This window comes from Bacillus sp. USDA818B3_A, from assembly GCF_009928415.1.
GTDB lineage: Bacteria > Bacillota > Bacilli > Bacillales > Cytobacillaceae > Neobacillus.
Genome location: NZ_JAABNN010000009.1, coordinates 1 through 13,564, shown reverse-complemented (window position 1 = coordinate 13,564; position 13,564 = coordinate 1). Strand labels below are relative to the sequence as shown.

The following is a 13,564-nucleotide window of genomic DNA, read 5'->3' as shown; positions in this document are numbered from 1 at the left end:
TCTGACAAACTTTATATCATTTAAATTTAAAATTTTGTAGAATAGTAGTGTAATTGAAATTATTCAGAAAGAAGGGATCATTCGGTCTGTTTTTTGTCGAAAAATATATAAAAGGGTGGAGTATGAATGAAGGGGAAGAATAGGAAGTTTAAGCGTTGGACGAGCGCGTCCATGGCAGCACTTCTATCGATCAGTACATTTTTGCCGAGCAGTTTTATAGGCAGGGCCCATGCGGAGCAGGCTGATCATGTAGTTATCTCTCAAGTTTATGGTGGAGGAGGTAACAGCGGGGCCACTTATACAAATGATTTCATTGAATTGTACAATCCAACTGATCGTGATGTTTCTTTGGATGGCTGGTCAGTTCAATACGCAAGCTCTACAGGTAAATTGTGGGGTGTTACTACTCTAGACGGGACCATTAAATCTCATGGATATTACCTAATTCAAGAGGCAGCAGGTACTTCGGTAACTGACAAACCTTTACCGGCAGCTGACAAAACAGGAACTGTTGCTATGGCAGCGGGTTCTGGTAAAGTCGTTTTAGTTAATTCTACTACTGTACAAACTGAACAAACTCCAACAGGTTTCATTGATTTTGTTGGATATGGATCTGGGACAGTCGGTTTTGAAGGTTCAACTGGACCTACAGGTACCCTATCTTCTTCAAAAAGCGCTCAGCGCAGACCATACGCAAATGTTGACCCTGCACCAGGCAAAGGTAACGCCTGGGATACAGACGATAACGCAGCCGATTTTGCAACAGCTACACCAGTTCCTAGAAACACAGCAAGCCCAACAGAAGCTCCAATGGTGCCTGTCACCAGCTTGCAGCCAAAAGGAACCAATATTCAATATACACCACAAAAAGTGACCGGAGGACCGGAAGCCGTAGAAGCCGGTTCAACCGTAAACGTATACGCAAGTGCAGCTAAAGGGACTGCTCTTGGAACAGCTACAGCACAAGAGGACGGATCATTTGTGGTGAACTTACCAACAGTTGAAACATCATCATCCGTTTATGTCGCTGCAACACAAAATGGGTTAGCAGAAAGTGCTGTCATTCAGATTAATGCAGCCACAGCGAGTACAGATGTTCAATTCGCCAAGTTAAGCTATGCAGTAGCAAATGGCGTCGGGACATTAATCGGCAGTGCAGGAGCGGCTTCTGCCAATGCCATCATCAATGTGTATGCGCCAGATCAAACGAAATTAAATACAGAAGAAATCAAAGCAGGTACACAGGGAGAGTTCAGCTTAACCATCAACAACGCTCCAAATACGGTATCTGTCACACAAACAACAAGTTCTGCAAAAGGAATCATGCTCGAAAGCAACCTAGTTTCCGTAACAAAAGCAGACACTTCCCAGGTAACAAAACTAAAAGAAGTCCGTTCTTACGATTCAAATGGCAAGCCTGCAAATCTAGATAAATATTTTACGATTGAAGGGGTAGCCACAGTCGATAACCAGATCCTTGGAACACAGAAGCAAAACTTCTACCTTCAAGATGACACAGCTGGAATCAATATCTTTAGTACGTCATTAGATACTCCTTTTAATGTACTAAAGGGGGACAAGTTACGAGTAACTGGTAAAGTCCTTGTGTATAACGGCTTAACCGAATTCGAACCAACTTCGATTGAAAAAATAAGCGAAGGGAATCCAGTTCCTGAAGCTAAAACATTATCCATCTTAGACTCAACCACCTTCGCAACAGCAGAACCGCTGGAAGGAAGTCTTGTAACCGTTACAGGTAAAGTTTCAGCGGTAGCAAGCACACCGCCAAACTATAACGTTACCTTTATCGATGAAAACAACAAGGCAACCACCTTAAGGGTAATGAGCCCTACAGGAATTGTCCCAGATAATGATTTAGTCGTTGGGAAAAGCTATACAGTGACTGGCGTACTTGGTCAATATACAACAAACAAAACACAGCTAACATCTGGATATCAAGTCTATCCGCGTGCAGTAAGTGATATTGCGCCAATCCTGGGTATTACCCACACAGCGATTACAGAAGTATATAGAGAGGCAAATGTAGAATTCGAAGCCAATGCCGATGGAGCAGAATCGGTTAAAGTCTACTACCGGGCAACGGGTACAACAGAGTACTCGGCATTACCAATGGCTAAAGGCAGTGAAGGACGTTATACCGTTACCTTACAAGCGACAGATGTACCACAAAATGGGTTTGAGTATTACATCGAAGCAAAAGCAGGATCACAAGTACAAACAGCTGGCACAAGTGCTGACCCATATCCTGTCAAATTAGTCGAGGACACAGAAGGTCCAGAGATTACAGGTATGACACCGCAAGATACAACTAAGGTGGAAAGTCCAACACCTGAAATTACAGCGTTAATTGACGATCCAAGCGGTGTCGATGAAACAACCGTTCAAATGTGGCTGGATAGCAAAGAATTGATGGCACCAGACGCAACGATCAGCAGAACACAGGTAAAATACACACCTAAAGAAGACCTTGAACTTGGAACACATATCGTAAAGGTTGTAGCAGAAGACTCAAAAGGCAACCTATCAGAAAAAACATGGTCCTTTGAAGTAGTACCTCGTTTTACCGGCGGTAATCACTACCGCGGTACAACGCACAACCATACAAACATTTCTCATGACGGAGCAGGAACGCCTGAAGATGCGTTAAAAGCAGGTAAGTACTATAACTATGATTGGTTTGCATTCTCTGACCACTCACACGACATTGACCCTGAAAAGTTGGGATCAGACACCGTCGAGCGTACAACTGCAGATGGTAAGGCTGTACCGGAACGTAAAGGCGGAGAAGATTGGCAGCTAACAAAGGATTTAGCAAAACAATATACCACCGATGACTATGTAGTATTCCCAGCATTTGAAATGACATCTACGACATGGGGACACTCGAATATTTTCGGATCAGATAACTTCATCGACCGAAACATTAACGGCAAGCAATACCAAGACTTGAGCCAGTACTATGCATGGGTCATGACATACGACGATATCGTTGGTCAATTCAACCATCCGGATATGTCGGCAAATGCATTCAACAACTTTAAGCCTTATGATGCCAATGTGGATAAACTATTTACAATGTTAGAAGTAGGAAATGGTTCCGGCCACTATGGCTATGCCAACGCCGAAACAAAATTCTACTCTGCTCTTGATCTAGGCTGGCACGTCGCTCCAACCTATGGGGAAGACAACCATGAAGGAACATGGGGACAAGTTAATGCCCGTACGGTTATCGTTGCGGACGATTTAACTCAAGCATCCCTTCTTCACTCGATGCGTAACATGCGCGTCTACATGGAAGAAGACCCGAACTTCACGTTAGATGTATTAGCGAACGGCTATTATATGGGTTCAACGGTCGACAGCAAAACCCTTAACTTCAAAATTAAGGGAAGCGACTTTGTAGCAGAAGCTCATAACGACACGGATTATAACTATCTGCCAACAAGCTACCAATCTAATGACACAATCGAAAAAGTAGAATTAATTACAAATGGCGGTAAGGTAGTAGATTCTATCTCGCCAAATGAAAAAGAGTTCACTTGGGAGCCAACTTATACCGTTACCGGCGGCCAGCAATGGTTTGTTGTAAAAGTAACGCAGAAAGATGGCGAGCGAATCTATTCTTCGCCAATCTGGTCAAAAGAAGAACCAGTGGATGTCAAAGTAAACAGCATTGATATCGACGGCGAAGTCATCATTGGCGGCAACCCTGCAACATTAAAAGCAACCGTTGCAAACAACGGTACGCAAGTCGTTAAAAACTTAAAAGTAGATTTCTACTATGATGAAGTAAAAGAAGGAAATCTAATTGGCACAAGACCCATCTCATCGATTTTAACAAAGAGCTCCGCAGCCGCATCTGCGACATGGGCAAATCCATCAATCGGAGAACACAAAATCATTGCGGTTGTCACTTCACTTGATGGGCTTGATATTGGTGATGTGAAATATGAATTGTCAGTAAACATTAAACAGCCGCTAGGATTAAAGGTGTTAATCGATGCCGCACACGGTAATGAAAACACCTCAGGGGACAGCGGAACGTATAAGGATAATTTAAAATCATTTACCCAGATGCTTCAAAAAGAAGGATACACCGTTACGGAAAATAAAGCAGCCCTTACAGATGAAGTCTTAGCCAATGTAAAGGTACTTGTACTCACCCATACTAGAACAGCCCTCACTGCAGCAGAAGATGCAGCCGTGGCGAAGTTTGTAAAAAATGGCGGGGCCTTGTTAATGGCCGGTAAGAGTAATAACAGCACCGACCCTACGGTTAACAACGACCTGCTTGACCAGATTGGTTCGACCATTCGCATGGGCAACGACGGTGTCTTTGACTTAAGCAAGAGCGGCAACTTTTGGAGTGAACCGACGGTGAGCCCATATGCAGTCAGAGTACATCCTGGATTAGTACCAAACTTAATTACCGACCGCGTCTCATTTATTGATTATTACAGCGGAACAAGTTTGTCTGGAGCGAATAATCAACCATTAACAGACGGTGGTAAAGTAACAATCCTTGCAAAAGGAAATGAAACCACTTATCAAGGAAATATCAAAGGCGGATACACCTATGATGCCGTTTCTGATGAAACAGGCGGTTCAGCGATCCCGTTAATTGCCTCTGAAGAAATCGGCACCGATGGACGTATTATTGTTTCCGGTATGAATATTTTCAATGACAAGCAGATGGATGAATCATATGAGCCAAAAGGCAACGATGAATTAATCTTGAATGCTGTCAACTGGCTGGCTGATCGTGAAACGGAAGTATCAAAAATTGCTGATGCCCGCACACATGAAGATGGTACAGAGGTAGTCGTAGAAGGAACGGTTACAACTGGAGCAGGCGTATTCTTTGATTCGTTCTACTTGCAGGATGAAACAGGCGGTATCATGGCCTTCCAGGAAGTCGCTGAAGACTCATTGAAACCAGGCGACAAAGTCCGTGTTTATGGACATATCAAGACATTTGAAAGTAACAAAGAATTAGAGTTTACAAGCTTTGCTGATGATGTGATTAAAATTGGTTCAGGGGAACCGCTCCAACCGAAGGAAGTAGCTACGGGTGAGGCAACATCTGTTGAAAATCAAGGGCAACTGGTCAAGGTTATAGGAACTGTAAAATCAAAGTTTGATGAAAATTCCTATGTCATCAATGATGGTTCCGGTGAAGTATTAGTCTTTACGGACGGATACATCGTCAACCAGAGCGGGCCAGTACCAGTTCTGAACATTGGGGACACCCTAGAAGCAGTCGGCCTTTCTGGTTCATTCGCCCAAGGAACGCGGATCCGTGTAAGAGATACGAAAGAATTAATTGGTCATGACAAAACCGCTCCAGAAGCACCAGCTGTAAATGGAGTAACAGACCAAGATGTGACGATTACAGGGAAAACCGAAGCTAATGCGAAAGTGGAAGCAAAGATTGATAGCACCGTAATTGGTACGGCAACTGCAGGCGAAGATGGTCAATTTACAATCTCGATTGAAAAGCAAACAGCTGGAACAAAAATCGCTGTATCGGCTGCCGATACGTCAGGCAACCCTAGTGCGGCAACGGAAGTTACAGTTAGTGATGCTACAGCACCGATTGCACCAAATGTTAATCCAGTGAACGACAATGACGTGGTGATTACTGGTGATACAGAAGCAAATGCAAATCTAGTAGCAACAGTAAACGAAGAAGAATTTAAAGCAACAGCTGATAATGATGGCAACTATAGCATTGCTATTAAAAAACTACCAGCTGGTTCAACCATCTCTATTACAGCAACTGATGCTGCTGGAAACACTAGTCCAGCAACAACCATCACTGTTACAGATGAAAAAGTAACAAAGGTATCTGTTACAACAGTTAAACCTGGTACACAGGCATTTAAAGAACAAATTCAATTTAAGGCTGCATCCGAAGGAAGCAGAACTCCTGTCTATCGTTTCTATATTATCGATAAAAAGGGAGATGTCATCTTCTCGCAGGCTTATGGGGACAGCAATACATTGAAATGGACAGCAAAAACTCCTGGTACTTACACGATTACCGTGGAAGCAAGGGATAAGTATAATCCCGCTATATTCGGATATAATCCTGAAGCCAGCGCGAAAATGAGTTTTGAAGTCGAAGCAGGTAAACGTAATAAATAATAACTAACTGAAGGTGGAAAGAGCAATTCAATGCTCTTTCCACCTTTTTTTATTTTGGGTCTATGAGGTCTATTTATAGTGCTGTCGATGCAAGCAAAAGAACCGTCTTTCTGCTAAAAATATTTATTTTTTAACCTAGGAATATGGGACGAAACACCCTAGTATATTAGACTCGTATGGTTTATACATACTACATTCCGGAGGGAGAAATGGTATGAGGAAAAAGACGACGGCATTACTAGTAAGTTTGGGGATGATCTTTTCTAGCATCCCTGCCTTTGCCGCAGGCAATCAGGCAGATGGCGGAACCCATAATGTAAAAAAGGCATCCCAAGTATTTAACAACGTAGTTCAAATCCCTGCAAAAAGTGCACAGAGTAAAAAAGCAACCGCAACATATAAAAACAACGCGGCTAAAGCACATAAAAAAGGGGAAGTCATCGTCAAGTTTAAAAATGCCTATACCACTGAGAGTTTGGGAGCATTATCAACCAAACTTGGCTTAAAGACACAGCAGATTTTAAACCACAATAACAATACAAAACTCTTAAACTTCAACACGAATATACCAATAGACCAGGTCCTAAAATCATTAAATGATTCCCCTCTAGTTGACTATGCAGAGCCAAACTATCTCATTAAGCCAGATGCTGCCCCTACTGATGAATATTGGCCAGACTTATGGGGAATGAAGAACACGGGTCAGAGCATTTTCGGTATAACCGGAAAAGCTGGAATTGATATGGGTGCGGAAGGCGCATGGGCGATCACAAAAGGAAGCTCAACTGTAGTCATCGGTGTCATAGATACTGGGGTAGACATTAACCACCCTGATCTAAAAGCACAAATTTGGAAAAACACTGGGGAGATCGCAGGAGACAAGATTGACAATGATAAGAACGGATATATAGATGATGTCAATGGTTGGGACTTCTATAATAAGGATAACACCGTTTATGATGCAGCCGATGGAGATGAGCATGGTACCCACGTTTCAGGAACCATAGCCGGAACACCCAATACCATCGGTGTCATTGGGCTTGCCCCAAATGTAAAAATCATGCCGCTCAAATTCCTTGGCCCTGAGGGCGGATATACATCTGATGCAATTCTAGCCGTCAATTATGCGAAGGCAAAAGGGGTAAAAATCACCAATAATTCTTGGGGTGGTGGGGCCTTCAGCCAAGCTTTATATGACGCGATTAAGAACTCAAACTCCCTGTTCTTAGCAGCTGCAGGAAATGATGGAACAAATAATGATACGACACCACACTATCCATCAAACTATGACTTGGCTAACATTATATCCGTGGCAGCGATTGATAACACCGGTAATCTAGCCGATTTTTCCAACTATGGGGCAAAAACTGTTGATATTGCTGCCCCAGGTGTAAATATCGTAAGTACAGTACCAGCGTGGTTCGGAAGTTATACCTATGCGTATGATTACTACAATGGTACTTCTATGGCGACACCACATGTCACTGGGGAAGCAGCATTAATCCTGAGCAAGTATCCAACCTATACCCCAGCGTTAATTAAGGATCAGATTTTGAAAAAGGCAACCGCTCTTTCTTCATTAACAGGGAAGATGACAACAGGCAGCATGGCAAGAGCAGACAAGGGGCTTGTGGTTGTGTCGGATAATGACATACCTGGCATTGCCTTCCCTGGCACAAGCGTAACCAATACGCTAAGCGCTACCACAGACTTGGACGATGTTTACGCGCTTAATCTAACGAAGGGTCAAAAAATCACGGTAACCTTGACCGGAGTAACAGGTACGGATTTTGACATCTACCTCTATAATAGCAGTGCGACAACGGTGAAAAGCAGTGCAAACATTGTCGCCTATTCTGAAAAGGCAGCCACCTCAAGCGAAACCTTTACGTACACGGCCACAGCTACTGGCAAATTTTATTTAGATGTTTACGCCTATAAGGGAGCAGGAAGCTATACAGCGACGGTTAAAACAGATCCAGTTGCCGGTGCCGGAACCTATGAAAATACGGCCAAGCAAATTGGATACACCCCTTCATGGAGTACGGTATCCAATACGAATGTTTCTGGTGGATCCTATGCCTCGACTAATACTGCGGGAACTAGGGCTGAGTTTATCTTTAATGGAACATCCATAACGATAAAAGGTCTGAAGTCCGCAAGTCAAGGATATGTAAAGATAACCCTAGACGGGGTAAGTACTCAAGTCAGCTTGTATTCCGCAAGCACTCTTTACAAGCAAACATATTTTACAAAAACAGGTCTTAAAACAGGGAAACACGTACTAACGATTGAATGGACTGGTAAATCTGCGACAGGCGTGAAAAAGTCTGCAACCGCAATCAACCTCGATACAATTGTTGTAAAGTAATGTATAAAATGTGGAGAGAGTGACAAACCGGGCTCGTTTTTGCCCGGTTTGTTTATTTATCACGCTAAGAATCATAAAACAGGAAATTATACCTATAATTATATGTATTTAAAAAGATAGAATAATAGAGTAAAATCATACTTTGAATACATATTATGTAAGAAATGGGGGACTTTTTTGCTAATGAAGAGAAAAATTATTTCAGCCATTGCCGTTCTTTTGCTACTTGCAGGGAACTTCATAATGGCAAAGCCTGCGCTCGCATATGGTGAAACAGCGGTGCCGATTAGTGTCAACAAGTTATACGATGGTACACTACAAGGTAGTTATGAGAAATATTACACCTTTACACTGAAAAGTGATGGAGTCGTCACGTTGTCTATGTTGCGAAATACCAAAAGCAGCTGGTATACGGTTTTATCGGATACAAATGGAAGTACAATCGAATCATTTTCCACTGCATATGGAACAACCGTCACTGGCTATGAGGAAAGACAAGTGGGGCTTCCCAAAGGTACATACATTGTGAGAGTATCGAGTAATTATAACGGATCTACTGCACCATATAAATTTCAGGTGAAATATACCGCAGGAAGTGGATACGAAAAAGAGAAAAATAATACGCAAGAAACTGCGAACCCTATCTTGCTGAACACCACTTATAAAGGTGCGATTCAGTCAGATTATGACTATGATTATTATATCTTCACAACACCAGCGGATGGTAATGTTACGATTTCAATGAGGCGAAATCAAAAGGCCAGCTGGGGGGTCACTCTATATTATGATGATTTAAATGAAAATCAATATTATAAGACGGCTTACGGCACAACCGCTGCGGGCTATGAAGAACGTCAGTACGGACTGCCGAAGGGGACCTATATTATTAAGGTGGATAACAGTACCTCTTCACAAGACATTATGTATGACTTCCAAGTTAAATTTACGGCCGGAAGTCAATATGAGAAGGAGCAAAACGATTCATTTGAAACTGCAAATCTGATTCAAGTAAATAAAAGCTGTTACGGGGTAATCAATGATTACTACGATGATGATTACTATGTTTTCACGATGCCAAACGACGGGAATGTAACGCTCTCGATGAAACGTAATACAAAAGCAAGCTGGTACGTGAATCTTTATAACATTGATGGCGGTAATCCGTATAAATCATTTACCACCGCCTATGGTCCCCTAGCATCCGGCTATGAAGAAAAACAAATCGGCTTGCCAAAAGGGACCTATATTGTCAAGATCGAGAATCAATCGTCCTCTGAGGATCTTCAATATCAGTTCCAGGTAAAATACAATGCCGGAAACTATTTTGAAAAAGAGTTAAATAACAAATTCGAAACAGCTACTCCTGTTGTGTTAAATGCAGTATATAAAGGTACGCTTCAAAATACTTACGATGATGACTACTATAGCTTCAGTGTGGCAAAGACACAACAGGTACGAGTATCTATACCGAGAAAGCCGGGAGTCAGCTGGTATGCCTATCTATATAATGAAAACGGCTCTTACATTGGATATTTCAATACAGCCTATGGATCGACAGTAACTGGGAATGAAGAGAGAACCTACACATTAGCACCGGGGAAATACTACTTTAAGATAGTTAATTATAATAATGCAGTGGATTACCCATACGAATTTGGCATATGGACGACCACACCGATGCTTGCACCAGGGCAAGTGACGGTAAAAAATAATAAAGGTACATCCGATATTATTACTGTTAACGGCCTTGGAACGGGAGATGTGGTGAAAGTTTACAATGCATCAAGTGGCGGCACATTACTAAAGTCCGGCACTGCATCATCCACTGGAGTGGCAGTCATGAGTGTGACCCAAGTTGGGCAAAAGTCGGGGAAAATCTATGTAACTGTAACAAAGGCTGGATGGAGGGAAAGTGCTAGAACAGCGGTTGAATTTATCGGCGAACAGTCTAATCCCCTTGTAACAAGTCAGGTTAAAATAGAAAACAATAAAGGCAAAGCCGACGTTATGACAATTAGCAGCCTGGGTAATGGTGACGTTGTAAAAGTATACAATACCAGCGGCAAATTAATCGGAGTTTCCATGCCAGCTGAAGCGGGGCAGGCTGTGATTGCCTTTACACAGCTTGGACAAATAGCTGGAAAAGTGTATGTAGCCATAACAAGAGCTGGAATGACAGAAAGCGGTAAGACAACGATTTCCTTTGTTGGTGAGCAGACCAACGCACTCTCTGCCAGTCAGATTGTTGTAGTCAATAATAAAGGCAAAGCAGATACAATAACAATATCGTCGATTAAGATCGGTGATAAAATCTCTGTATTTAATGCATCAGGCAAACAAATTGCCGCTGCTACAGCTTCAAGCACGAAAGCAATTGTTTCAGTCACTCAACTTGGAACTGCAGCAGGTAATGTATATGTAACATTGACCCGTACCGGAATGTTACCAAGTGTAAAAACAAAGGTAAGTTATAAGGCGGAATAAGACCAAAATTCATCGACAGCCACCTGAAAAACAGGTGGCTGTTTTTTAAAATTCCGAATCTTTTATCCTATTATTATGGTAAAATATAGAATGTGAAAACGTTTTGATGTATAGGAAAGGAGCTGCCAATGAAAAAGCTATTCATTTTTGCAGTTATTCTCTTTATGTGGTTAGGAACGGTGCCTAATCGGGGGATGGCGGCCGCACAAGAACCTCAGGTGAGAGTAGAACTATTAAACTATCTTGAAAACAAAACGAGTATTTCTCTAAAGGTTACAGGAACTTACTCCCTAAATGGGACAACCACCCGTTTAAGCACCGGAAAAACGTATACTTTGAAGGTGGTCACCCAAAGTAACAAGAAATACATAGGCTTATATTATGGAACGACAAGGCTTGCATTAGGATCCACTATATCAATAAAAACGAGCAGCCGAAAAGATACCGCCACATTAAATAACAATACATACTTAGGGAATTTCAATTTCACAGTCAAGAGTGGACGTTATGTGAGTGTGATTAATACCATTTTTTTAGAGGATTATCTGAAATGTGTGGTACCATCCGAAATGTATGCCTCATGGAATAGGGAAGCATTAAAATCACAGGCGGTTGCGGCAAGGTCTTACGCTTATTACCGTATAAACAGGGTGATTGACGATACAGCTGCCTTTCAGTTTTACGATGGAACGGCTAGACTTCATTCTAATTCCACAGCTGCAACCCAGGAAACAGCAGGTCAAATTATTACGTATAATGGAAAAGTCATTGATACGCTATTTTCTGCTTCTAATGGAGGAATGACGGAGAGCAATTACAATGAATTTGGATCCCCGGCACTACCATATTTTCCGGTCAAAAGAGACAGTTATGATACAAAAATCAAATGGAATCCGGTTATACATAAGCAGCAAATCAAAACTACTGGATTAGATCTTCGTAAACCAGCAAATTGGTGGGATAAGACATTTGAAGCGGACCAAACCGTCTCTAAAAATATTAAAACGTGGCTGTCCCAGAATGGTTATAGTAATAAACAAATTAAGATTGTCAGCATCCCTAAATTGACCTTCTACGATAAGACGACAAGCGGCCGGGTCACAAGGGGAGATATACAGTTCCAATTTTATGTAAAGGGAAAAGTCGATTCCACTGGAAAGCTACAGCTACAAACGATTAGCTATACTCGTGTAATCGCGGATAAAGTACGTAATATAATAGGAAGAAACGTGATACCAAGTACGTTAATTTCTAAACAGTCCCAAACCACTACAACCTATACAATTTCAGGATCAGGTAATGGTCATGGGGTTGGTATGAGCCAGCATGGGGCTAATAATCGTGCGAATGCCGGCTTTAAGTACAAAAGTATCTTGGTCTTCTATTATCCGCATACAGTGATTTCTAAGGTATATGAAACAAAGGCGAATTACTAACTGTCATTGCTTTGGATACTAGTAATTTTGGTACTACTAGAATAATACTCTAAATAAGTCTTCTGCAATCACAGCATGGAGGCTTATTTAGATTTATTATTCTTTTTGGGTTCTATAATGGCCGTAAGAAATGTAAATGAAAGAAGGTTACCAAAGATGGTTTTCGATTTTCAAAGAAATAGTAAAGGGTCATATTACAGAAGAAAAAAAGTTGGCTTGTAAGAGTTCTATGAATTGGTATAAGATTCGGGGAATTCCTTAGTCACCCCTTTTCAAGATGCTTACACTTTTGTTTCTACTTACCTTTATTCCCCAATGAATTGATGTTATCATTTATGAGTTATTAAATATGGGATAACTTCAGCCACTCTATGAAAATTTTGTGTTTTAATTTAGTTATTGCAGAGTAATAACCAGTCTAAATTTAGAAAAAATGTAGGAACTGAAATTGGAGGGCAAACATCTATGGAATGGAAAGTAATAGCGAAAAGTTGGATTGAATTTGAAGAGTTAGACAATGAGTTAAAGAGTGAATTAGAAGCAGTAAAGGGAAATGAAAAGCAACTTGAAGAATTATTTTATAAGAATCTAGAGTTTGGCACAGGTGGAATGCGCGGGGAAATAGGCGCAGGTACAAACCGTATGAACCTTTATACCGTACGCAAGGCATCAGCAGGTTTAGCTGCTTACATAGAAGAACAAGGAGAAGAAGCAAAGAACCGCGGAGTTGTCATTGCCTATGATTCACGTCATAAATCTCCTGAATTTGCAATGGAGGCTGCAAAAACACTTGCATCCCAAGGGATTCAAACATACGTTTTTGATGAATTACGGCCTACACCGGAACTATCATTTGCATTAAGACATTTACATGCTTTTTCTGGAATTGTTGTGACTGCCAGCCATAATCCGCCAGAATATAACGGCTATAAAGTATACGGTTCAGACGGAGGTCAGCTCCCGCCAGAAGCGGCTGATATTGTGATTGCAAAGGTTAATGAAATTGAAAATGAATTGCTCATCGAAGTTAAAAGTGAGCAAGAATTACGTAATGCAGGTCTAATCAAAACGATTGGTGCTGAAATCGATCAGGTTTATATTGAAA

4 protein-coding genes and 1 pseudogene are annotated in these 13,564 nt (G+C 41.5%); all 5 read left to right on the top strand.

Annotated features, from left to right (window positions below; genetic code table 11):
* Positions 1 to 126: 126 nt before the first annotated feature.
* Entirely contained in the window at positions 127 to 6,168 is a 6,042-nt protein-coding gene (locus GXK58_RS15670; RefSeq protein WP_160724102.1) for a DUF4350 domain-containing protein, read from the top strand.
* A gap of 214 nt (positions 6,169 to 6,382) precedes the next feature.
* On the top strand, positions 6,383 to 8,539 hold the full coding sequence (locus tag GXK58_RS15665) for a S8 family serine peptidase (protein WP_160724101.1): 2,157 nt from the start codon (positions 6,383 to 6,385) through the stop codon (positions 8,537 to 8,539).
* A gap of 183 nt (positions 8,540 to 8,722) precedes the next feature.
* Entirely contained in the window at positions 8,723 to 11,023 is a 2,301-nt protein-coding gene (locus GXK58_RS15660; RefSeq protein ID WP_160724100.1) for a hypothetical protein, read from the top strand.
* Between the two features lie 128 nt (positions 11,024 to 11,151).
* Entirely contained in the window at positions 11,152 to 12,459 is a 1,308-nt protein-coding gene (locus GXK58_RS15655) for a SpoIID/LytB domain-containing protein (protein ID WP_160724099.1), read from the top strand.
* A 465-nt stretch (positions 12,460 to 12,924) separates the two neighbouring features.
* Positions 12,925 to 13,564: pseudogene (locus GXK58_RS15650) on the top strand (phospho-sugar mutase); the annotation flags it as partial.